The sequence below is a fragment of the Marinitoga hydrogenitolerans DSM 16785 genome, assembly GCF_900129175.1.
GTDB lineage: Bacteria > Thermotogota > Thermotogae > Petrotogales > Petrotogaceae > Marinitoga > Marinitoga hydrogenitolerans.
This window is the reverse complement of sequence record NZ_FQUI01000023.1, coordinates 14,504-35,560: the sequence shown is the minus strand read 5'-3', so window position 1 is coordinate 35,560 and position 21,057 is coordinate 14,504. Positions and strand designations below refer to the sequence as shown.

Below are 21,057 nucleotides of genomic sequence, written 5' to 3'. Positions count from 1 at the left end.
CTATTACCTTTTGTTTGTTTTTACCGTTCTCTCTATAATTTTCAACAATTCTCAAATATTCTGTTCCTTTATTATTTTTAACAATTCTTAAAAACATAAAAATCACCTCTTGATTTCATAATGTCACTGTATATTATACCACAAAAACACTATGAAATCAAGAAAATTACACTATTGTTAAAATATTTTGTGTCATCACACGATTTTTTTTAATCCTATTTTTCCATACTTTTATCGTCTCAAACCCGCATTCTACCGTTCTATTTTCCTTAAATTTCCCAGATTGCTGTCAAAGTTAGGAGAATTGGCAGCAAGAACTTTTCAACCGCCAGCAACTGAATAATAAATAAAAAACAGCCGTATATATATTAACATACGGCTGTTTTTTATTGTGTATATTTTTCCAGATAAGATAAAATGCCATTATTTTGTACAATATTAGCATATATTTTTCCACTGGATCTAATATGGAATTTGATATTTTCGTAGTCGAATTCATAGAGACCATATTTAGCAGAAAAACCATATTCCCATTCAAAAAGATCAAAAATTGTTTTATGATGAAATCCAAGAATTTTAATCTTTTTTTCTAAGGCTTTATGTAAATTAGTTAAAGTTTTTATTAAAAATGTAGATCTATATATATCATTTTCGTCAGCAATTCCTGTTGATAATATTAAAATTGGTTTATCAAAGTGTTTTAATTTAAGCAAGCTATCTAATAAAACATCAGGGTTAATGGATTTTCCAATATCATCTTTTTGAAGAGGTTTAGATGAATCAAAATTATAATCACCATCATAACTTATAGAAATGAAATCCATATATTTTAGTAAATTATATTTTCTAAAATCAATTTCATCATATGCTATATTTTTTGCTAACGATATTTTAGAGAATTTATTTTTCTTTTTTATCATTACATATGTTTCTTTGTGTAAATCATATAATTTTTTTATGATGTAATCTTTTTTTTCGATATTCTTTGAGGGATAAATATTTTCAATACTATTTTTAATAAATTTTCCAGGTTCAAAAAAAGTTATATAGTAATCCACAATATTTCCAATATAATTAAGGATAATATCAACATAATCAGTAAAAAATTTCAGATTTTCTTCTCTATTAAAACCACCACGTTCTTCAAACCATATAGGTAAGGTGTAGTAATTTAAAATAACTATAGGTTCTATATTGCTTTTTTTCAAATTTAGAATAAAATTTTTATAACTTTCCAATTTTTTATAATTAATAAAATTCATTTCAGGTATAATTTTCGCCCATTCTAATGAAAAAGATAATGAATTTAAATGTAGATCTTTAGAGATTTTAAGTATTTCGTTAAACAGATTTATATTAATATTATTTAAAATAGACAAATTACTACCATCTTTTATATGACCTTTTTCTTGCCATAAATCCCAATTAGTTTTATTATTTACTTTTTCAATTTGATAAGAAGAAAAAGTATTTCCCCACATAAATCCCTTTGGAAAAGATATGTTTTTTTCCATCTCTATCACCTTTTACCAGTTATACCAAATGCTTTCAAAATAACTCTTTTTCGTCTTTGACCGTCAAATTCGGCATAAAAAATTTCCTGCCATGGTCCTAAATCAAGATCTCCATCGGTTATAGGAACAATTATTTGATGATGCATTATTAAATTTTTTAAATGAGCATGTCCGTTTATTTCGCCGGTTCTATGATGTTTGTATGGATAATTTTGAGGAGCCAATTTTTCTAACCATTCTTTAATATCCTCTATTAGACCGCTTTCGCAATCATTAATATATATTGATGCCGTTAAATGCATTGCGGATACCATGACATACCCGTCAATAATATTTGATTCCTTAACAAAATCTCTAACTTCATTTGTTAAGTGAATTATTTCAATCTTTTTTTTTGTATTAAACCATAAATATTTTGTTACGCTTTTCACTTCATTTCCATATATTTCTTCATCAAAACTCATAATACCCCCCCAGTTTAAAAATTAATTATTAGAATTTAGGCTTTTCGCGCATGGTTTTTATGCTTATTTTTTCAAAAAAGCGTAAAATTTTAGTGATAATCCTTTCTTTAGAAGATAATGGTTCTACTTTTATGGTATAAAATCCAGATTTGTTACCTGCTATAATATCTGTAAAAAGTTGATCGCCTATTAATACTGCATGTGTTGGTTTTATGTTTAATTCCTGAATTTTCTTTTTTATTCTGAAAGGAAAAGGCTTTAATGAATATCCCATGACATTTATATTATATTTATTTAAAATTTCTCTAATGCTGTTAAATCGGTGATCTTTGCCATTTGAGGCTATTAAGATCTTAAAATCTTTTGATAATTTTTCAAATAAGTTTAGAACATCTTCGGGTAATTTTTCTGAGCGCCATGTAGTTAATGTGTTATCAAAATCAAAAATTAATAATTCATAATTTTTATTTTTTAATTTATTATAATCAATATCAAAAACTGATTTAACAAATTCATTTGGTACTGCTAAATCCATTACTCTAAATAGCCACCCAAGAGTATAAAAAAATATAAAATACAAGACTTTCGATATAAATGCAGATATTTTTTTATATGTGGAATCAATTTCAAATGTATAAGGATTAACCAATATGGTATATAATCCAGTTCTGTTGCCAACGAAAATATCTGTAAAAAATAAATCACCAATTAATATAGTTTCTTGAGGTTTTGAGTTTAAATCAGTCAAAACTTTTTTTAATTTTTTTGAAAAAGGTTTTCTCATTTTCCAATATACTTTAACTCTACCTTTTGTTTTTTCTTTAACATTTTTAATTCTCTTTTCCGGACCGTTTGAGACAACAGCTATTTTAAATCCCATTTCATAAAGTTTATTAAAAAGAGATAAAGTTTTATCATCAATTTGTTGTTTCCAGGGAGCTAAGGTGAAATCATAATCAAACAATATTGTGGTAAAACCTAACTTTTTTAATTTTTTGTAATCAATGTCGAAAATTGTTGAGTGGTGTTCATAAGGTATAGGGATAATATTATATATATTTCTTTTAGACTTTTCCGTTGTTGGGTTCAACCCTTACAACCTCCAAATCAGTCATTTCTTTTAAAGAATTTATTAATGTTAAGGATTCATCCAAAGTATCTTTAGGGCATATTATTTTCATTAAATTACCTTCAACCACATTTCGAACATTCATTAAGTTATCAACAGATTCTAATAGATAAGTAACAAGATGAATGTCTTCTTTTTTTACTCTTAAATATACATCATATTCTAATACTTCATTTTTCATTAAATCACCCTTTCAATAAAATAGAATTACCCCTATATTTTACATTATATATCTTAAATGTTTTTTACAAAAGTTCTGCAGCTTTGGTTGCTAATTCGGATCTTTCGCCTTTTAATAAATATATATGAGCGGCCAAGTTAGAATCTTTAAATTTTGAAGATACATAAATTAAACCATTTGAAGAAAAGCCTAAATATGGATTATCTATTTGAAAAGGGTCACCTGTTAAAACTATTTTTGTATTTTCACCAACTCTAGTTATTATTGTTTTTATTTCATGAGGTGTAAGGTTTTGTGCTTCATCAATTATCATATATTGCTGAGGGATTGACCTACCTCTAATATATGACAACACTTCGATTTCTAAAATATCCCTTTTTTCTAAATATTCACCAGGTTTTTTTCCTTTTCCTTGAAATAAAAAATCCAAATTATCATATATAGGTTGTAACCATGGTTTCATTTTTTCTTGTATAGATCCGGGAAGATAACCGATATCCTTGCCTACAGGAACAATAGGTTTTGAAACTAATAATTTTTTATATTGTTTTTCTTCTAAAACTTTGTTTAATCCAACAGCTAAAGCTAATAGTGTTTTACCGGTACCTGCACTTCCAACCAATGTGACGAGAGGAATTTCGTCGTTTAATAAAGCATCAAATGCAAAAATTTGCTCTCTATTTAATGGGGTTATTCCAAAAACTTCGGTAAAATAAGAAACTTCTAATTTAATTAGGGATTTTTCCTTTTCAGAATATCTATAATAATTTCCATCATTTAAGTCAAAATATGTGTTGGGAAAAGGTTTTGATTCTAAATCTAATAGATTAAAGTTGATTTTTTCTTTTTCAACAAGTTTTTTATCAACAGTAAGTTCAATAAATCCAGGAAAATAATTTTCATATTCTACTCTATCAGTTAAATAATCCTGTGGTTCAATACCAGCAGCCTCTGCTTTTATTCGTAAATTTAAATCTTTTGTAACTAAATATGTTGGGATTTTACTTTCTTTTTTTAATTCAAGAGCGTATAATAAAATCCAGTCATCCATTTTTTTGCCTAAATAATGTGGAATTTTTACTCCATTTTCTTCTAAAGTCATTATTCTGAGTATTCCACCGTTTTCTAATTTTATTCCAGTTCTTAGATTACCTTGTTTTCTTAAATTATCTAAAACTCGATTAATTTCACGGGCAGCAGCACCAGTTCGTTCACCTCGAGTTTTTAGATTATCTATTTCTTCAAGTACAGGAAACGGAATAATAACGTTATTGTCTTCAAAGTTAAAAATAGCTTTTGGGTCATGAATCAATACATTTGTATCAAGTACGTAATTTTTAATCATACTATCCCCTCCATTTTTTTATAAAATCGCCTAAACTTTTTAACCCGAATTTATTTAAAAAAATTAAAAACAACTTTGCAGTCATTAAAGCGTCCTCATAAGCTCTGTGTGATTTTCCAATATAAATGTTAAATTTTTTTGAGAGATATTCTAATGAATAAGGTCCTTTTTCTAAAAGAGTTTTAGCAATTTCAAGTGTATCTATATAATAATTTTCAATAGGTAAAATTCCACTTTCTTTGGCAGCAACATCTAAAAATAACATATCCATTTTAGCGTTATGAGAAACTAAGATGGTGTTTGAAATATATTCTTTGAATTTTGGAAAAATCTCTATTATAGTAGGGGCATTTTCTATGTCTTTATTGTTTAATTTATGGAATTGAGAACCTTCAACGGGAATTTTGATTTTTGGATTTATTAGTGTATGGAATTCATATTTTCTTTTTATTTTTCCATTAAATATTGGAATAGCCGCAATTTCAATAATTCTATCTCCTAAATCTGGTTTTAGTCCTGTAGTTTCTAAATCAAAAGAAACGAATACTTGCGTATTAAAATTATACATTGCTAATACCTCCTATATTTAAGTATAGCATAATTTTATCTAAGTTTCAATTTCAGTTTCGAAAAGTTATTAATTTGAATAACATTATGTTAAATGCTTCATAATCAATGAAAAATTTGGTATAATATAGGATGTTCGAATTATAAAAACCCGCTCTTAAAAAGGGCCAAAATTGTCCGAGGAGGTGTAGTATGAAAGAAAGGATTTATGAGGTTATGTTTATTGTTTCTCCAGAATTATCTGAAGAAGCAAGAAATAATGAAGTAGAGAAAGTAAAAAGTTGGATAGAAGAAAAGGTTGAAGGTGAGATTCAGCATTGGGAAAGATGGGGCGTAAGGAAATTAGCATATAGAACCCATCAAAATCATACTGAAGGTGATTACACATGGGGTATTTTTAAGGCTTCTCCTGAAAAAGTGAATATTTTAGACGGATTATTTAGGATTAATAGCCAAAATACATTCAGATGGCAAGTATTTAGAAGAGAAGATTTAGAAAAAGCTGAAAAAAGTAAAGAAAAAAAAGCAGTAGAAAATCAAGAAGTTGTTGTTGAAGAACCAGTAAATTCTGAAGAATGATAGGGATGAAATTATGAGTTATTCATTTAATAGAGTTATTTTAGTAGGAAGGTTAACGCGTGATCCTGAAGTTAGGATGACAACTTCTGGAGATAAAGTTGCTAATTTTACATTAGCAGTAGATAGGCCAAATTGGAATAATGATTATAATGGTCAAAAAACAGACTTTATCCGAGTTGTTGTTTTTGGGAAAAGAGCTGAATTTGCAGAAAACTATTTAAAAAAAGGAGTATTGATTCTTGTTGAAGGTGCATTAAGAATAAATAGTTGGAGAGATCAAAATAATAATTATAAAGAAAGAGCTGAAGTTTCTGCAACAAGTATTCAATTTATGGAATCTAAGTCTAGTCGAGATGCTTATATAACAGATAATTTTGAAAATAATTCTAAAATAGAAGTAATCGAACCGAACATAAATGAAGTATCTGATGATCTGGATGATTTTTCAAATAACGATTTTCCTCAATTTTTTCCTATTGATGATGATAATCCAGAAGATGATACTCCACCAAATTTTTAGGAGGTGAAAATAAATGGCATTTAATAGAAGACCGAGAAGGGTAAGAAAATGTAAATTATGCTCAATGAAAGTTGAATATATAGATTACAAAAATACAGATTTATTAAAAGATTTTATAAACGAAAAGGGTAAGATTATTCCAAAAAGATTAAATGGAAATTGTGCTAAACATCAAAGAATGGTTAAAACAGCCATAAAAAGAGCAAGACAAATGGCTTTACTACCTTTTGTAAATGATTAATTAGGAGGCGAAGCCTCCTTTTTTTATATTTAAAAATATAAAATTAAAATTTAAAAGAATTATGGTATACTAAAAGTAGAAGAATAATTGGAGGTTGATAATATGAAAGTTATGTTGTTAAAAGATGTATCAAAAGTTGGAAAAAAAGGGGAAATAGTTAAAGTTTCTGATGGTTATGGTAGAAACTATTTAATTCCAAGAGGACTTGCTATTGAAGCAAAAGAAGGTGAAATTAAGCATGTAAAGAAAATACAAGAAGTAAAAAATGAAGTAAAGCAAAAAAGAAAAGAAAAAAATGAAAGATTATTAAAACAGTTACAAGATAGAGTATATAAAATTAAAATAAAATCGGGAGCTAATGGTAAATTATTTGGTTCTATCACAGCAAAAGATATAGCTAAAGTAATAAAAGAAACCACAAATATAGATTTTGATAAAAGATGGTTTGTAGAAAAGGTTAATATTAAGGAAATAGGATTATATACTTTAAAAATAAAACTTGCTGAAGGAGTTAAAGGAGATATAAAATTAAGAGTAGAACCTTTAGAATAATGGATGGTGAATATTTTGGAATTTATAATTAGATCGAAAGCATTATATACAACGTGGATATATTATAAGCCAAATAGATTGCTGTTTGATGTGGGGGAAGGTATTAGCGCAGCACTTGGGAATAAAATATATAGTATCGAAAAATTATTTATTACCCATTCGCATGTAGATCATATAGCTGGATTATGGGGATTTATCAATACTCGTAATAATGCAATGGGAAGTCGCGAAAAGGATCTTGAAATATATTATCCTAAAGGTTCGAAAAATATAGAAGATTATTTGAATTTTATAAAAAAAATGAATAAATATCTTAGATTCAAATTATATATTAAAGAAGTTGAACATGGAGATATAATACCTTTGAAAAATAATAGATGTTTAAAAATTTTTAAAACACGTCATACACCAGGTGAGAAATCTATAGGTTTTCAAATAATTGAAAAAAGAAAAAGGTTAAAACCAGAGTATCGAAATTTTTCTGGAAAAGAGATAAAAGAAATTATTTTAGAAAATGGAAAAGATGAAGTTCTTGAGGAGTATGAAAAAAAAATAATAACAATTAGTGGAGATTCTTTACCTATATCTCCAGATATTATTGAAGATTCAGATACGTTAGTTCATGAATGTACATTTATAAAAGAATCAGACAGAAAGTTGAGGAATCACACATCTTTGGATGAGATAAAAAAGCTTTTAACTTATATAAGTCCAAAAAGGGTTATATTATATCATATATCAAGTAGATATAATAGATTAATAAATAAAGCTGAAAAAGAGTTAACAGAAAGTTTTAAAAACATTGAATTTCACATTGTTCATCCAGAAGAAATTTCTATAATTTAGCTGGAAAGGGGGGGGACTATGTTAGAATGGCAATTTTGGTTGATATTGGGGATTATATTTGTTGTTCTTGAAATTATTACGCCAACATTTTTCTTTTTATGGTTTGGAATAGCTGCTTTTATCACTTCGATTTTTGGAATATTTATTACAAATTATATTATTACCTCAACAATTTTTATCATATTGTCAACAATTTTGTGGTTATTTTCAAGAAAAATTGTAAAAAATTGGATGAAACCTATTCAGAATGTAAAATTTCATTTAGATGAATTGATCAATAAAGAAGGAATAGCTCTTACAACCTTTGATAAAAATAATTCGGGTATAGTGAAAGTAAATGGAGAAGAGTGGCGAGCATATTCGAAAGATGAAGAAATAAAAAAAGGAGATAAAATTATTATTTTAAAAAGGGATTCTAATATTTTAATTGTGAAAAAACAACTATAAGGAGGGGGATTTTTATGTATTTATTTGGTATAATTACACTTTTTGTAATAGTTTTAGCAGCCACAAGTTTAAAAGTTATCAGACCATATGAAAAAGCTTTAATTGAAAGATTGGGGAAGTTTCATCGAGAAGCACAACCAGGGTTGCAGTTTATTGTACCTTTTCTCGATAGAATAATAAAAGTTGATATGAGGGAAATGGTTATTGATGTTCCACCACAAGAGGTTATAACTAAGGATAATGTTATAGTTACTGTAGATGCGGTTATTTATTATGAAGTTACAGAAGCATTTAGAGTTATTTATAATGTAAATCGTTTTGAAGTTGCGGCAGTGAAATTAGCTCAAACAAATTTAAGAAATGTTATAGGTGAATTAGAACTTGATCAAACATTAACATCAAGGGAAATGATAAATACTAGATTAAGAGAAGTGTTAGATGAAGCTACAGATAAATGGGGTGTGAAAGTTACAAGAGTTGAAATAAAAAAAATAGATCCACCAAATGACATTATGGAAGCTATGAGTAAACAGATGAAAGCTGAAAGAATGAAAAGAGCTGCAATATTAGAGGCAGAAGGTTATAAACAAGCAGCAATTTTAAGAGCTGAAGGGGATAAGCGATCCGCAATATTAAAAGCAGAAGGGCAAGCAGAATCAGTTAAGAGAGTAGCAGAAGCTCAGAAATATAAATACGAGGTTGAAGCAGAAGGTCAAGCTCATGCAATTATCAATGTGTTTAATGCAATTCATGAAGGAAAACCTACCCAGGATTTATTGAGGGTTAAATATTTAGAAGCCTTAAAAGAAATGGCAAATGGAAAAGCTTCAAAAATGTTTATTCCTTATGATATTATTGGAGTACTTGGCTCAGTTGCAACTTTAGTTGAATCTAAATCAGTTAAAGAGGAGATGGAAAAAGATATAGATGGGAAGGAGAAATGATTAAATGCTATATTTTTGGTATCTTTTATTTGAATGTTTTATAGCATCTTTTATAGCATTTTTTGTTGCGCAATATTATATTATTACAAATAAAAAGTTTCCTTATATTTTTGAATTAATGAATTTATATAATTTTGTGGTGCTAATATTATTTATAAAAATTATGAGTATAGAATACTTGAAATTTGCTAACTTTTTATTTTTTATAACTTTAATTATATTTTATGTGAGATCATATCTCACAGCTAAAGATAAATTTGATAGTAGATTTAGATCTATGATACTTTCTTTTGGGTATACAAGAGAATCATATTTTTATAAATTTTTAATGAAAAGAATTTTATTAAGAGGATTAGAAGGTTTCTCATTTTCAATTGCTTTAATTCTATTAGTAAATAAAATTCCTTTTTGGTTTAATATAAGGAATAATATCAATGAATTTTTTTATATTATTTTATTTTTATTAGGTGCAGGTATAGTTAAAACTACTAATTTTGGTAGAATTTCAAGAACATAAAACGGCCAATATGGCCGTTTTTATATTGTTTCTCTTTCGACTTTATACCATTTTTTTTCTTTTTTAAAAAGATTAAAAAAAGAATTTATTAAAACTATATATTCAAAAAAGAGCATAAAAGGTGTAGTTACAAATATATTTATTAAGGTTCTATATAATTTATTTTTTTTGATTAATATTAAAGCTGAACCGAGATTTAACCCCCAAACAATGCCAAAAAAAGTTTTTAATAAAAAAAATCCTATTTTAGGTAGTATTAAAGAAATAAAAGCAAAGCTGATAGGTAGAGTTAGTATAGATATAATAATTAAATTTATAATAAAAATATTAATATTTTTATATTTTAAGGCTTTAAATAATTCTTCAATTCCGCCAATATACCATCTTTTATGTTGGAGATATAAGTCTCTAAAGCTGTTCACATATTGTATTTTGACCTTAGGTGATATAACAAAAATTTGATTAATTTTTATATGATTGAGTTTTAATGCTAAATGAACATCATCAACTAATGTTAAATTATCTAAAGGTAAAACTTTTTCTAATATATTTTTTCTAATAAAAACACCATTTCCCATAAATACAGCCTTTGAAAATAAATTTGAATATAATATATTTCGACTAAATTCAAAATATACTTCTTGATAATCAAAGATAATTTTTTCTTTATAATTATATGGTTCAAAATCAACATATGTCATATTTATTTTATCATTATAAAAGTATTTTATATGTTCTTCTAAAAAGTATTCATCTATTAACGTATCGGCATCCAAGAAGAGGACAACATCACCCGTTACATATTTAAAAGCTTCATTGATAGATTGGGATTTTCCTTTATATCCCTTTTTTAATAAAATTTTTATATTATCGTATTTTTTTTCTAAATCATTCAGTATTTTAAAAGTGCTATCAGAAGAGTTGTCATCAATAACTATGATTTCAAAATTTTTATATGTATTTTTTTGAATACATTCAATGCTCTTTTCTATAACTTTTTCTTCATTATATGTAGGGATAATAATGGAAATTTTTAAATCCGAATGATACTTTAAATTTTTTTTGCTGAGAAAAGTTTTATAAAGATTAGAATATTTACCTAATAGTTGAAAAAGCATAGAAAACACAATAGAAAAGAATAAAATATCCATATTTTCTCTCCTTACAAAAAAATGGTGGGTGCTGCAGGGATCGAACCTGCGACCTCTTCCGCGTCAAGGAAGCGCTCTCCCACTGAGCTAAGCACCCACTACCTCAAGAATTCTACCATAAAATTTTTTTTTTGTCAATATTCTAAAACATTTTTATATACGTCGATGATTTTTCTCACTGATACTTCTATAGAATAATTTTCTTTTACAAAGTTTATAGCATTTTTTGATAAAGTGTTATATAAATTTTCATCTTTTAAAACCTTTAATATTTCATGAACAAAAATATCTTCGTTTAAATCTTTAACCATTATACCTCCTGCATTTTCATGATTTAATAAATCGTATACCCCCATTTTTCCTAAAGCCACAACAGGTGTTCCAGCAGCCATAGATTCTAAGACAACGAGACCTTGTGTTTCTGTATAAGATGCAAAGATGAAAAGGTCAGCCTGTTTATAAGCATCTATAACATTTTCTCTAGGTTGACTACCTGTAAAAATAACTCTTTCATGAAGATCTAAATCTACAACCAACTCTTCTAATTTATTTTTTTCAATTCCGTCTCCAATGATAACAAATCTTATGTTTCTTTCCTCATGAAAGACCTTATGAAAAACTTTAATTAAAAAATCTATATTTTTTTCTTGTCCTAATCTTCCAACAAATAGCAATACTTTTTCTTCAGGTAATATATTATATTCATCTCTCAAATTCCAGATTATTTCTTTATTAAATTTTTCTGTGTCGATCCCAGTTGGAATAACTATAACATGATCATCTGGAACACCATAACTAACTAATAAATCTTTAATATTATTTGTAGGAGAAATAACTTTATCTAACTTTAAACACCAATTTCGTATCATTCTTTGAGTTTGTTTAAGGGTAGGCCTTATAATCAATGGTAAATAATTTCTATAATATTCATACATTGTATGATGAGTTCCAACGTGTTTTATTTTTAATAATTTAGACATAAATTCTGCAAAGATACCCATTGAAAAAGGGTCTTGGGAATGAATAATATCTAAATTTAAATCTTTTATTTTAAATATATCTGTTGATAATGGTAAAGCAATTCTTTGCTCTTTTTCGAATAAAAATTTTATAGCTGGAAATTCAAATACATTTTTTTCATTTCTTTTATAATTCTTAGAATATTTAGGGATAAACAAGTAAACATTATGCCCTAATTTTTCCATTTCATCTTTATATAATTTTACAGCAGTAGAAACTCCATTTTTTTGCGGAAAATACACATCAGAAAAAATTCCAATATTCACTATTCCACCTCTTTACGTTATTTTGTGAATTTGTAAAAATATTTATTTGCTTTCTTTAATAAAAAGCTTCACATAAGTTCGGAAAATAATCCCTAATAAAATTTGTAAATAATAAGTTGAAAATCTCCAGCCTACAATAGATAAAAGGACACCTTTATGAATTTTTAATATTGAAGAAAAAACTAGTTGATAAGAAGCTTCAATTGTTCCACTTGCCCCTGGAGTAGGAATATAATAAACAACCATATTTAATAACATCATAGTTCCAAAAACTATTAAAAAATTATCTATTGATATATTTAAATAAGCATATTTTGTGAATAAATAAAAAAGAGAATAAGCCTGTAGAGATAGTACTATTAAATTTAAAATGATATCTAAAATCATTATATGTAAATTTTCATTCCATAAAAATTTAATACTATCTTTTAAATTTTTTGACCATTCAATATATTTATTTTTTAATTTTTTAATTTTTTTTAGTTTTAATAGATCTAAAAGCTTTATTATAATTTCTGAATTTGAAAAAACAATTAAAATTAAAATAGTTATAGTTGCAGAAATAATTAAACCTAAATTAATTAATGCAGATTCAAATGTTGTACCGTATAAAGCTTTGATAACTTTTTTATATGAGAGAATAGCAATTGTTAAATTTAAAAACATAGTAGTAATAAAGCGCGAGACAACAATATTCGTTGAATGTTCTATGTCTAAGCCATGTTTATTCAAATGATAAATTTGGTATGGTTGGCCACCTGCGGCAAACGGAGTTATTGAGGAAAAAAATAATCCCATAACGTTGTTATATAATAGATTTAGAAAACCAATTTTTCTATTAAATTGTTTTATTATAATAAAATATCTTAAAGAATCAATTATATATCCTGTAAAATATATAAAAAAAACTATAATGATATCGTAGATTTTTATTTTTTTTATTTCACTTAATATATCAGTATTATAAAATCTTTGAATAAATAGAATAACAAATAGTCCTATAATAATTGAAGATATTATACCAATAATATTTTTAACCTTTTCTTTCATAAATCTCACCATATATATATTTTAGCATAACACCAATCTTTTTTAAATCACGTTCTTCTGCAATACGTCTTCCATTATCAACCATTTTTTTTATATCGATTTCATTATTAATAACTAATTTGATATTTTTCATAAAATCATCTAAATTTCTAGATTTTAAGCAATGTTCTCCATGAGACAACCAATTATCATATACAGGAATATCTCTTAATATCAGAGGAGTTTTAGAAGATAATGCTTCTAGAACTACAATTCCCTCATTTTCTTCATAACTTGGAAACAAAAAAACATCAGATTCACAAAAAGCAGCAAGCAATAAATCTTCGGAAACAAAACCTGGGAATTTTAGGTTTGGTAATTTATTATTTAATAACTTTTTTATCTTTTTAGGAATAACATTTAATTTTGCTCCTAACCAAACAAAATCATAAAAAGGTAACTTTTCTGCTAATTTATAAAAATCGATAATACCCTTTCTTTCAAAAGGTAAACCCACCGATAATACCAAAGGTTTTTCTATATTAAAATATTTTTTAAAAATTTTTTTCGACTTTTTTTGACAATTAAATTTGTTTGTGTCTACACCGTTTGAAACAACTTCAATTTTATTTTTTATACCATATGATAAAATCAATTTTTTTGTATATAAAGAAGGTGAAATAAGCATATCTGCTTTAGAATACATTCTGATTAATCTTTTTTTTATTATAGGGGCAAAATAATTGCTAAATATAAAACTATTTTTAAAATCTTCATATGTTGTATGTGTGTGAACTATAACTTTTTTTCCATTTTTTTTTGCTTTATCTAAAACTTTTTCACTTAATAACCCTATTGTATTTATATGAACTATGTCATATTTATCATTTGGATCTAGTGTATATTCAACACCAGCTAACTCTAAAGCTTTCATTTGATGTTCTAAAGCTTTTCCAACACCAGATTTTTTAAATAAATTTTTTCCTTCTGAAAATAGTAATACTTTCATTATTACCTCCTACATGAATTTTAAAGTACCATCAGCTCTTAAGGTTGCAATATTAGATTTAAATAAATAATTTATTAGTTCGTTATTTTTTTTGTTAGAAATTCTAAAAAGTTCCCTGATTTCTTCAATTTTTAATTGGGATTTATTCAATATATTTTTACCATATTTATTTATCATAAAGTTTAACTTTTCTTCAAAAGATAACGGTGAATGCCAAAAACGTTCAAAGTCTAATCTTTTAATTAAGTTTTTTACAATTTTTAATCCAAAAGCAGGATTACTATTTACTAATTCATCTAAATTATTTTTTTCTATTATTATGCCTTGTAAAGGAGTAGAAGTAAAAACAGTAGCAGTTCTTTGAACTTCTTTGAAACAAGATATTTCCCCGACAACTTCTTCGTTTGATAAAATAGCTAATAATCGCTCTCCTGAAGGGGTAAATTGTGAAACTCTAACATTTCCAGTCAAAATCATAAAAGCCCAATCTCCTTCTTCACCTTCATAAAAAAGAACTGTATTAGCGGGAATTAAATACCCACTTTTTAAGTAAGTTATAAGTGGTTTGGATAATGGCATATTTGTTATAATACTTTCAAAAATCATAAAAGAAAAAAGTTCTTTAATAAAAGGATATTTTTCTTTTAAAGTTTTTTCTAAATAATATTTTTTTTCTGGATAAATTAAAATCATACATAAGTATTTCCAGGTTTCAATTTCAGCTTGAAAATACACACCAAAATTAGTATATTGGATTTTTTTAAATTCATTTAAGGCTTCTTTTATTTTTCCGTGATTAAACAAACTTCGTGCAATCCTATATGTGATTAATTGTTCATCATTAATATGATAAAAATTTTTTCTTCTCACTTTTTTTAAATATTTTTTTGATAAATCTTCTTTTGTAAGGTTCTTGTCAATTGTATTTTCATTCTTGCCGCTTTTTCTGAGGGTGTCTCCAAATATTTTATTATTTAAAGATATTAATTTGATTATATATTTTTGAATTAAATGTATAATTAAATGAGAATTTGAAAGTAAAAATTTCTCTACCAATTCTTTTTCTATATGTATAACCCTACTATTTTCAATAACTCGAATTGATTCGAAAGATTTTGTTTCAGAAACGATCATTTCAGAACCAAATATACCTTTAGTTTCTATTGAAGAATGACTACAAAAATTTGAAAAAGTTTCTAATTTTCCTTCTTTCAACAATATTAAATCATTTATTAAATCTCCTTCATTTATGAGTATTTTATCAGGAGCATATAAAATTTCTTTCATATAATCACTTCCATATATTTATTTAAAATAAAGTGTTCCATCAGGTCTTAAAGTGGCAATTTTATTTAATAATATTTCAGAAAAAAAATCATCAATCTTTTCTTGAATTCCAAATAAATTTATAAATTGTGAAGGGGTTAAATGCAAACTATTTAATCTTTTTATGGAATACTTTTTTATTAATAAAGATGCTTTTTCTGTTAAAGTATTTTGTTTTGCTAAACTTTTTTGAAAATCAACTCTATTGATAAGTGCTTTTAATATGTTTTTACCTAATAAATAACTTTCTTCTATTAAACTTTCGAAATTTTCTGAATTGATTAAAATCATTTGTAATGGAGTTTTAGTAAAAACAGTAGCAGTTCTTTTAATGCTTTGTAAAACAGCAATTTCACCAACAATTTCGCCTTCAGTTAAAATATTTAATAAAATTTCTGTTTTTTCATCTACAAATTTTGAAACATAAACATTTCCACTTAATATTAAAAATGACCAATCGCCATCTTCTTTTTCATAGAATAAAACAGTATTCGAGGGGATTAGATACCCTTTTTTTAAATAAGTTTTATAAATAGTATCTAAGTTTTCGTCAAATAAAGTTTTTCTCAATATTTTAAAAGAAAATAAAGAGTCAAGAAAATCATACTTGAAATGTATTTTATCAAATAAATTATGGGCTTTTTTTGTGTTAAAAAAATTAGTACAATATATTTTCCATATATCTATTTCGGCTTTAAAAAAATTATCCTTTATTTCATTTAAATTTATTTTATTTAATACTTCAAATGCGTCCTCATATTCATCTTCCAAAATTTTCTCTCTTGCCAAAATATAATTTTGAATAAATTTATCGTTAAAATGGTTCCAATTATACCTATAAATATGTTTAAAAAATTTTTTGGTTTCTTCTTTTGTATATGAAAAAACTTCATCTAATTTTGTAAATTTCAAAGAAATTTTTTCATTCATTTTAATTAACATATTTATTCTTTTTTCAATAGCAAATTTTAATAATTCGCTATTATTTGCTAAAAATTCATTAGCTTCTTTTAAATTGTCAAGTAATAATATCTCACTATTTCTAATATTCGATAAAAATTCATTAACTTTCATTTGGAAAAGAAATTCTTCTGAAAAAATACCTTTATTGATATATATTTTCCTATAATTGCAAAAATGTGACTGGCATAGTAAAGCACCTTTTTTTAGTATAATAAGTCCTATAGGTTCACCATTTTCTTCTTGAATAGTTTCTTCTTCAAAAAAAATTAATTTTTCCATAATTCCCCCTCCCTTTTAAATTATACTCTATTAAATTGATAAAATCAATATAAAAAAAACGGGAAGGGGTTCCCGTTTATTCACGTATTAATTTAACAAAAAACTTTCTTTTTCTAGGACCATCAAATTCACAAAAATAAACACCTTGCCAAGTTCCCAATAAAATATTGTTATTATTGATTATCAAAGTTAGAGATGGTCCAACCAATGTAGATTTTATATGAGAGTCGGAGTTTCCTTCGAAATGAGTAAAAAAAGGTTCTTTAGGTATTAGTTTATTCAAAAATTCATTCATATCTTTCTTTACTGATGGATCTGCATTTTCATTTATAGTAACTCCAGCTGTAGTATGTGGGACAAATATTACAGCAATTCCATTTTGTATTTTACTTTCACTTATAAAATTTTGTATAAGATGAGTGATATCAACGAATTCATTTCTATGGGAAGTTGAAATAGAAAACTCTTTTAACATTTAACCACCTCACCTGAAAAAAATATTTGTTACTATAGTATACCCATTTTCATCCTTACTAATATGAATCTTTACATTTTTACCATCTATTTTTGCTTTTTTCCTAACATAATCTCTAATAACTTTTGATATCTCATTAGGATTAATATTTACATTATATCTTTCAGCAACAGCAACATTTCCTCTTTCTCTTATAGAAATGTTTGAAATATTTTCTCTTCTATTTCCAACTAAATTTTGCATTCTTTTTAATGCAACATCTCTACTAGCCTTTTTTTTACCAAAATTGAACCAACCCATTCAAATCACCTGCCACCGAACATCTTTTGCAGGAATCCCATAAAACCTTTTCTTGAATCATCTTTTAAAAGAGAAAAATCATTTTCTATAGGATTTTCTTTTCCAGCAATTCGCTGAGCAATATTCATAAATATATTTGAAATTTTAGAATTATCTTCAAGAGTAATTGGAATACCTTTATTTGTTGCAATAATTATTTCTTCACTATCAGGAACAACCCCTAATAATTCAACAGCTAAACCACTTCTGATATCTTCGGGAGAAAGCATTTCATTTTTATTTATCATATGTAATTTTATTCTATTGACGATTAAAGAAATATTTTCTTCACCAAATTTTTCATTTTCTAATAGCCCAATTACTCTATCAGCATCACTTATTGCAGTTAATTCAGGTGTTGTAACAACTATAGCGTGTTGAGCAGCAACAACAGCATTTTTAAAACCTCTTTCAATACCTGCAGGAGAATCAACAATAACATAATCAAAATGTTTTGAAAGTTCATTCACAATCATTTTCATATCTTCAGGGGATATCATATCTTTATTAGCAATTTGTGAAGAAGCAAGTAAATTTAATTTTTTAATTTGTTTATGTTTAACAATAGCATCTAATGGAGATTTTCCACCTTTAATTACATCAAGTATTGTGTAAACAATTCTATTTTCCAACCCTAAAACCAGATCCAGGTTTTTAAGACCAATATCAGCATCAATTAAACATACATCGTACCCCATCAGTGCCAAAGAAGCTCCAATATTAGCGGAGATTGTAGTTTTTCCTACGCCCCCCTTTCCAGAAGTTATTACAATTACTTTGCTTTTTTTCATAATGCCCCCTCCAAAAGTATATTTAAATTTCATTACATATTATACAACATTTTTTTAAAATATCAAAACTAAAAAACCAATTAAAGAATTGGTTTTTTAGTTTATTTAGATTATTTTGTTTTTCAAATTATTTTTTTATGTAAGACAAAGAAAAGGTCGACCTTAATGGCCGACCTTTATGTTATTCTTCAATTGAAATAGCTTGTGTTGGACAAGAATCTGCTGCGTCTTGTGCACAAGGTAAATCTGTTTCAGCAACTAATGCCTCTGCTTTACCTTCATCATTTAATTTAAATACGTCTGGACATAAGTTTTCACATACGCCACATCCAATACATGCATCTTGATCAACAAATACTTTCACCCTAAACACCTCCATCTCTTGAGAATAATCACTAATATTATAACTCAAAAATTCTCAAAGTATATTAAAAGAATTTAACAAATTACATATTTTTTGCTATCTCTACAATTTTATCTACTAATTCCAACCCAACTCTTCTTTGAGCTTCTTTTGTTGTTGCACCAATATGGGGTGTCGCAACAACCATAGGATGATTTAATAATTTCATTTGAATTTCTGAAATAGGAGGCTCAGTCTCAAAAACATCTAAACCTGCTCCTAAAACCTTACCGTTTTCTAAATATTTCAATAGTGCTTTTTCATCAACAACGCCACCACGTGCAGCATTGATTAAAACAACATTATCTTTCATCATTTCAAATTCTTTTTCTGAGATTAAATGTTTTGTTTTCTCATTCAAAGGAACATGTAATGTAATTATGTCAGAATTTTTAATTAGTTCTTCAAAAGAAACCTGCTTAACGTTATTTTCTTTTTGGACTTCTTCAGGAATTTCAAAAACATCAAAAACTAAAACTTTCATATCAAAACCAGTAACTAATTTTCGTACTAATTTTCCAATATGCCCAAAACCAACAATTCCAAGAGTTTTTCCTGTTAATTCAAATCCTTTTAAGCTCTTTTTCTCCCATTTTCCTTCTCTTAATGTAACTGTTCCTGTTACAATATGTCTGTATATGGAAAGTATATACCCAACAACTAATTCAGCAACTGATAAAGAATTTGCTCCTGGAGTATTAATAACTTTAATACCTTTTTCTTTCGCTGCATTTAAATCAACATTATCTAAACCCATACCAGCTCTGGCAATTAATTTTAAATTTTTTCCATTTTCAATGATATCTTTAGTTGCTTTTGTAGCACTTCTTATAATTAGAATATCGAAATCTTTTATCTTTTCTTTTAATTCTTCTTTTTCAAAATGTTCTATAGTAATCTTAGCTTCAGGTAAAGCATTCTTCAATTTTTCTGTAGCTTCTTCGGCTAAAGGATCATTAATATGTATCCACATATCAAACACCCTCTTTCATGAATACTTCTTGTGCAGCTTTTACACCAGAACCCAAATCAACATTAAATCCAAATTTCTTTAAAGCCATTTCTAAGGCAGAAATTCCTACGATAACATCATATTTTGACATATATCCCAAATGTGCAATCCTAATTATTTTCCCTTTTAAATGCGCTTGACCACCAGCAAATGTTACGCCTTCTTCATCCCTTAAGTATTTTAAAATTTTTCCACCGTCGACACCATCAGGAACCTTAATAGAGGTTAAAACATTTCCAGGTCTCTTTGCAAACAACTCTAATCCCATAGCTTGGACAGCAGCTCTTGTAGCGTCTGCCATAATTTTATGTCTTTCCCAAACATTTTCAATACTTTCATCTTCGATCATCTGAACAGATTTAGCTAATTGGTATACTAAATTAACTGGAGGTGTATATGGTGAATCAGGATATTTCTTTTTATATGCCTTTAAATCAAAATAATAATGATGATTTTTATTTTCTTCAATAACCTTCCATGCCTTTTCACTTACACTTATCAAGGCAATACCAGGAGGCATCATGAATCCTTTTTGAACACCTGTAACTACTATATCTAAATTCCAATTATCCATTTCTAATGGTTGTGCTAACATACCGCTAATGGCATCAACAACAATAATAGCATTTGTATCTTTGACTACTTCAGCAATCTCTTTTACTGGATGTACTGTACCAGTTGATGTTTCACTCAATGTTGTAAAAACAGCTTTTGTATCAGGATTTTTTTCCAATAGTTCTTTTATAGTTTCAGGTTTTACGTAGTCTCCCCATTCTAAATCTACAACAATAGGTTCTATACCATATGCTTTACATATTTCCATCCATCTTTCACCAAATTTACCAGCAACAACGACTATAGCTTTATCACCAGGTGTTAATGTGTTAGCAACTGCAGCTTCCATGGCACCTGTACCTGAAGAAGATAAAATAAAAACAGGATTTTCAGTTCTAAAAATATATTTTGCACCATCTAAAGCTATTTTTTGAATTTCTAAATATTGAGGTGTTCTGTGATGAATTGTGTCTTTTGCTCCTTCTAAAAGTAAATCAATTGGAACTGGAGTTGGTCCAGGTGCTAATAAATAATTCTTTCGTATCATTTTTGCCATGTTATCACCCTCCTTGAAATTATTATTTCCCTATGTG

At 26.7% G+C, this 21,057-nt stretch carries 26 protein-coding genes and 1 tRNA gene; 8 read left to right on the top strand and 19 right to left on the bottom strand.

From position 1 onward, the window contains the following. Positions 1 to 386 precede the first annotated feature (386 nt). The 6 genes from BUA62_RS07325 to BUA62_RS07300 all read right to left on the bottom strand — a co-directional run bounded on the left by BUA62_RS07325 (position 387) and on the right by BUA62_RS07300 (position 5,201). Positions 387 to 1,514 carry a family 1 glycosylhydrolase gene (locus tag BUA62_RS07325; RefSeq protein WP_072865005.1) on the bottom strand — a complete coding sequence of 376 codons (1,128 nt, stop codon included), beginning with the start codon at positions 1,512 to 1,514 and terminating at the stop codon, positions 387 to 389. Positions 1,515 to 1,519: 5 nt separating this feature from the next. Beyond that, positions 1,520 to 1,945, bottom strand: a complete 426-nt coding sequence (locus tag BUA62_RS07320; RefSeq protein WP_072865011.1) for a secondary thiamine-phosphate synthase enzyme YjbQ — start codon at positions 1,943 to 1,945, stop codon at positions 1,520 to 1,522. A gap of 61 nt (positions 1,946 to 2,006) precedes the next feature. Beyond that, positions 2,007 to 3,068 (bottom strand): YqeG family HAD IIIA-type phosphatase, encoded by a 1,062-nt coding sequence (locus BUA62_RS07315; RefSeq protein WP_072865003.1) that lies wholly within the window; start codon positions 3,066 to 3,068, stop codon positions 2,007 to 2,009. After that, the gene (locus tag BUA62_RS07310; RefSeq protein ID WP_072865001.1) at positions 3,043 to 3,288 is read right to left on the bottom strand and encodes a DUF4911 domain-containing protein; all 246 of its coding nucleotides are present in this window, start codon (positions 3,286 to 3,288) and stop codon (positions 3,043 to 3,045) included. The genes BUA62_RS07315 and BUA62_RS07310 overlap by 26 nt, the downstream gene beginning before the upstream one ends. A gap of 64 nt (positions 3,289 to 3,352) precedes the next feature. Beyond that, positions 3,353 to 4,633, bottom strand: coding sequence for a PhoH family protein (locus BUA62_RS07305; protein ID WP_072864999.1), 1,281 nt, complete (start codon positions 4,631 to 4,633; stop codon positions 3,353 to 3,355). Position 4,634: 1 nt separating this feature from the next. Continuing rightward, positions 4,635 to 5,201: a 3'-5' exonuclease gene (locus BUA62_RS07300; RefSeq protein ID WP_072864997.1), complete on the bottom strand. Its 567-nt coding sequence runs from the start codon at positions 5,199 to 5,201 to the stop codon at positions 4,635 to 4,637. 191 nt (positions 5,202 to 5,392) lie between these two features. Between BUA62_RS07300 and rpsF the strand changes: the two genes are divergently transcribed. The 8 genes from rpsF to BUA62_RS07260 all read left to right on the top strand — a co-directional run bounded on the left by rpsF (position 5,393) and on the right by BUA62_RS07260 (position 9,846). Further along, entirely contained in the window at positions 5,393 to 5,779 is a 387-nt protein-coding gene (gene rpsF, locus BUA62_RS07295) for a 30S ribosomal protein S6 (RefSeq protein WP_072864995.1), read from the top strand. Positions 5,780 to 5,792: 13 nt separating this feature from the next. Continuing rightward, positions 5,793 to 6,299 (top strand): single-stranded DNA-binding protein, encoded by a 507-nt coding sequence (locus tag BUA62_RS07290; RefSeq protein WP_072864993.1) that lies wholly within the window; start codon positions 5,793 to 5,795, stop codon positions 6,297 to 6,299. Positions 6,300 to 6,312: 13 nt separating this feature from the next. Next, positions 6,313 to 6,540 carry a 30S ribosomal protein S18 gene (rpsR, locus tag BUA62_RS07285; protein WP_072864991.1) on the top strand — a complete coding sequence of 76 codons (228 nt, stop codon included), beginning with the start codon at positions 6,313 to 6,315 and terminating at the stop codon, positions 6,538 to 6,540. 102 nt (positions 6,541 to 6,642) lie between these two features. Continuing rightward, a complete protein-coding gene (rplI, locus tag BUA62_RS07280) occupies positions 6,643 to 7,092 on the top strand; it encodes a 50S ribosomal protein L9 (protein ID WP_072864989.1) in 450 nt (149 codons plus the stop codon). Positions 7,093 to 7,107: 15 nt separating this feature from the next. Next, positions 7,108 to 7,938, top strand: a complete 831-nt coding sequence (locus BUA62_RS07275; RefSeq protein WP_200782366.1) for an MBL fold metallo-hydrolase — start codon at positions 7,108 to 7,110, stop codon at positions 7,936 to 7,938. A gap of 18 nt (positions 7,939 to 7,956) precedes the next feature. Then, a complete protein-coding gene (locus BUA62_RS07270; RefSeq protein WP_072864987.1) occupies positions 7,957 to 8,385 on the top strand; it encodes an NfeD family protein in 429 nt (142 codons plus the stop codon). Positions 8,386 to 8,399: 14 nt separating this feature from the next. Beyond that, positions 8,400 to 9,329, top strand: coding sequence for an SPFH domain-containing protein (locus BUA62_RS07265; protein ID WP_072864985.1), 930 nt, complete (start codon positions 8,400 to 8,402; stop codon positions 9,327 to 9,329). 4 nt (positions 9,330 to 9,333) lie between these two features. Then, positions 9,334 to 9,846 (top strand): hypothetical protein, encoded by a 513-nt coding sequence (locus tag BUA62_RS07260; RefSeq protein ID WP_072864984.1) that lies wholly within the window; start codon positions 9,334 to 9,336, stop codon positions 9,844 to 9,846. A 20-nt stretch (positions 9,847 to 9,866) separates the two neighbouring features. On the opposite strand, the gene BUA62_RS07255 is transcribed toward BUA62_RS07260, so the two are convergent. The 13 genes from BUA62_RS07255 to BUA62_RS07195 form a co-directional block, all read right to left on the bottom strand. Further along, the gene (locus BUA62_RS07255; protein ID WP_072864982.1) at positions 9,867 to 10,997 is read right to left on the bottom strand and encodes a glycosyltransferase family 2 protein; all 1,131 of its coding nucleotides are present in this window, start codon (positions 10,995 to 10,997) and stop codon (positions 9,867 to 9,869) included. 22 nt (positions 10,998 to 11,019) lie between these two features. Next, positions 11,020 to 11,094, bottom strand: a tRNA-Val gene (locus tag BUA62_RS07250). Between the two features lie 37 nt (positions 11,095 to 11,131). Continuing rightward, positions 11,132 to 12,283, bottom strand: coding sequence for a glycosyltransferase (locus tag BUA62_RS07245; RefSeq protein WP_072864980.1), 1,152 nt, complete (start codon positions 12,281 to 12,283; stop codon positions 11,132 to 11,134). A gap of 42 nt (positions 12,284 to 12,325) precedes the next feature. Next, positions 12,326 to 13,333, bottom strand: a complete 1,008-nt coding sequence (locus BUA62_RS07240) for a lysylphosphatidylglycerol synthase transmembrane domain-containing protein (protein ID WP_072864978.1) — start codon at positions 13,331 to 13,333, stop codon at positions 12,326 to 12,328. Continuing rightward, positions 13,317 to 14,321: a glycosyltransferase family 4 protein gene (locus BUA62_RS07235; RefSeq protein WP_072864976.1), complete on the bottom strand. Its 1,005-nt coding sequence runs from the start codon at positions 14,319 to 14,321 to the stop codon at positions 13,317 to 13,319. Before BUA62_RS07235 ends, BUA62_RS07240 begins: the two co-directional genes overlap by 17 nt. 9 nt (positions 14,322 to 14,330) lie before the next feature. Next, on the bottom strand, positions 14,331 to 15,608 hold the full coding sequence (locus BUA62_RS07230) for a cyclic nucleotide-binding domain-containing protein (protein ID WP_072864974.1): 1,278 nt from the start codon (positions 15,606 to 15,608) through the stop codon (positions 14,331 to 14,333). An 18-nt stretch (positions 15,609 to 15,626) separates the two neighbouring features. Then, positions 15,627 to 16,889 (bottom strand): cyclic nucleotide-binding domain-containing protein, encoded by a 1,263-nt coding sequence (locus tag BUA62_RS07225; RefSeq protein WP_072864972.1) that lies wholly within the window; start codon positions 16,887 to 16,889, stop codon positions 15,627 to 15,629. A gap of 76 nt (positions 16,890 to 16,965) precedes the next feature. Further along, entirely contained in the window at positions 16,966 to 17,364 is a 399-nt protein-coding gene (locus BUA62_RS07220; protein ID WP_072864970.1) for a secondary thiamine-phosphate synthase enzyme YjbQ, read from the bottom strand. Positions 17,365 to 17,373: 9 nt separating this feature from the next. After that, positions 17,374 to 17,664 (bottom strand): hypothetical protein, encoded by a 291-nt coding sequence (locus BUA62_RS07215; protein ID WP_072864968.1) that lies wholly within the window; start codon positions 17,662 to 17,664, stop codon positions 17,374 to 17,376. 5 nt (positions 17,665 to 17,669) lie between these two features. After that, positions 17,670 to 18,494 carry a septum site-determining protein MinD gene (gene minD / locus BUA62_RS07210; protein WP_072864966.1) on the bottom strand — a complete coding sequence of 275 codons (825 nt, stop codon included), beginning with the start codon at positions 18,492 to 18,494 and terminating at the stop codon, positions 17,670 to 17,672. 181 nt (positions 18,495 to 18,675) lie between these two features. Then, positions 18,676 to 18,858, bottom strand: a complete 183-nt coding sequence (locus BUA62_RS07205; RefSeq protein ID WP_072864964.1) for a ferredoxin — start codon at positions 18,856 to 18,858, stop codon at positions 18,676 to 18,678. An 82-nt stretch (positions 18,859 to 18,940) separates the two neighbouring features. Further along, positions 18,941 to 19,870 carry a D-2-hydroxyacid dehydrogenase gene (locus BUA62_RS07200; protein ID WP_072864962.1) on the bottom strand — a complete coding sequence of 310 codons (930 nt, stop codon included), beginning with the start codon at positions 19,868 to 19,870 and terminating at the stop codon, positions 18,941 to 18,943. Between the two features lies 1 nt (position 19,871). After that, positions 19,872 to 21,020, bottom strand: a complete 1,149-nt coding sequence (locus BUA62_RS07195; RefSeq protein ID WP_072864960.1) for a pyridoxal-phosphate-dependent aminotransferase family protein — start codon at positions 21,018 to 21,020, stop codon at positions 19,872 to 19,874. Between the last annotated feature and the right edge of the window lie 37 nt (positions 21,021 to 21,057).

What these genes read in the sequence shown, in the direction of transcription:
- BUA62_RS07325 (WP_072865005.1), bottom strand. Translation starts at nt 1,514, where the DNA reads ATGGAAAAAAACATATCTTTTCCAAAGGGATTTATGTGGGGAAATACT.
- BUA62_RS07310 (WP_072865001.1), bottom strand. Translation starts at nt 3,288, where the DNA reads ATGAAAAATGAAGTATTAGAATATGATGTATATTTAAGAGTAAAAAAA.
- BUA62_RS07305 (WP_072864999.1), bottom strand. Translation starts at nt 4,633, where the DNA reads ATGATTAAAAATTACGTACTTGATACAAATGTATTGATTCATGACCCA.
- BUA62_RS07300 (WP_072864997.1), bottom strand. Translation starts at nt 5,201, where the DNA reads ATGTATAATTTTAATACGCAAGTATTCGTTTCTTTTGATTTAGAAACT.
- rpsF (WP_072864995.1), top strand. Translation starts at nt 5,393, where the DNA reads ATGAAAGAAAGGATTTATGAGGTTATGTTTATTGTTTCTCCAGAATTA.
- BUA62_RS07290 (WP_072864993.1), top strand. Translation starts at nt 5,793, where the DNA reads ATGAGTTATTCATTTAATAGAGTTATTTTAGTAGGAAGGTTAACGCGT.
- rpsR (WP_072864991.1), top strand. Translation starts at nt 6,313, where the DNA reads ATGGCATTTAATAGAAGACCGAGAAGGGTAAGAAAATGTAAATTATGC.
- rplI (WP_072864989.1), top strand. Translation starts at nt 6,643, where the DNA reads ATGAAAGTTATGTTGTTAAAAGATGTATCAAAAGTTGGAAAAAAAGGG.
- BUA62_RS07270 (WP_072864987.1), top strand. Translation starts at nt 7,957, where the DNA reads ATGTTAGAATGGCAATTTTGGTTGATATTGGGGATTATATTTGTTGTT.
- BUA62_RS07265 (WP_072864985.1), top strand. Translation starts at nt 8,400, where the DNA reads ATGTATTTATTTGGTATAATTACACTTTTTGTAATAGTTTTAGCAGCC.
- BUA62_RS07260 (WP_072864984.1), top strand. Translation starts at nt 9,334, where the DNA reads ATGCTATATTTTTGGTATCTTTTATTTGAATGTTTTATAGCATCTTTT.
- BUA62_RS07255 (WP_072864982.1), bottom strand. Translation starts at nt 10,997, where the DNA reads ATGGATATTTTATTCTTTTCTATTGTGTTTTCTATGCTTTTTCAACTA.
- BUA62_RS07240 (WP_072864978.1), bottom strand. Translation starts at nt 13,333, where the DNA reads ATGAAAGAAAAGGTTAAAAATATTATTGGTATAATATCTTCAATTATT.
- BUA62_RS07235 (WP_072864976.1), bottom strand. Translation starts at nt 14,321, where the DNA reads ATGAAAGTATTACTATTTTCAGAAGGAAAAAATTTATTTAAAAAATCT.
- BUA62_RS07230 (WP_072864974.1), bottom strand. Translation starts at nt 15,608, where the DNA reads ATGAAAGAAATTTTATATGCTCCTGATAAAATACTCATAAATGAAGGA.
- BUA62_RS07225 (WP_072864972.1), bottom strand. Translation starts at nt 16,889, where the DNA reads ATGGAAAAATTAATTTTTTTTGAAGAAGAAACTATTCAAGAAGAAAAT.
- BUA62_RS07220 (WP_072864970.1), bottom strand. Translation starts at nt 17,364, where the DNA reads ATGTTAAAAGAGTTTTCTATTTCAACTTCCCATAGAAATGAATTCGTT.
- BUA62_RS07215 (WP_072864968.1), bottom strand. Translation starts at nt 17,664, where the DNA reads ATGGGTTGGTTCAATTTTGGTAAAAAAAAGGCTAGTAGAGATGTTGCA.
- minD (WP_072864966.1), bottom strand. Translation starts at nt 18,494, where the DNA reads ATGAAAAAAAGCAAAGTAATTGTAATAACTTCTGGAAAGGGGGGCGTA.
- BUA62_RS07200 (WP_072864962.1), bottom strand. Translation starts at nt 19,870, where the DNA reads ATGTGGATACATATTAATGATCCTTTAGCCGAAGAAGCTACAGAAAAA.
- BUA62_RS07195 (WP_072864960.1), bottom strand. Translation starts at nt 21,020, where the DNA reads ATGGCAAAAATGATACGAAAGAATTATTTATTAGCACCTGGACCAACT.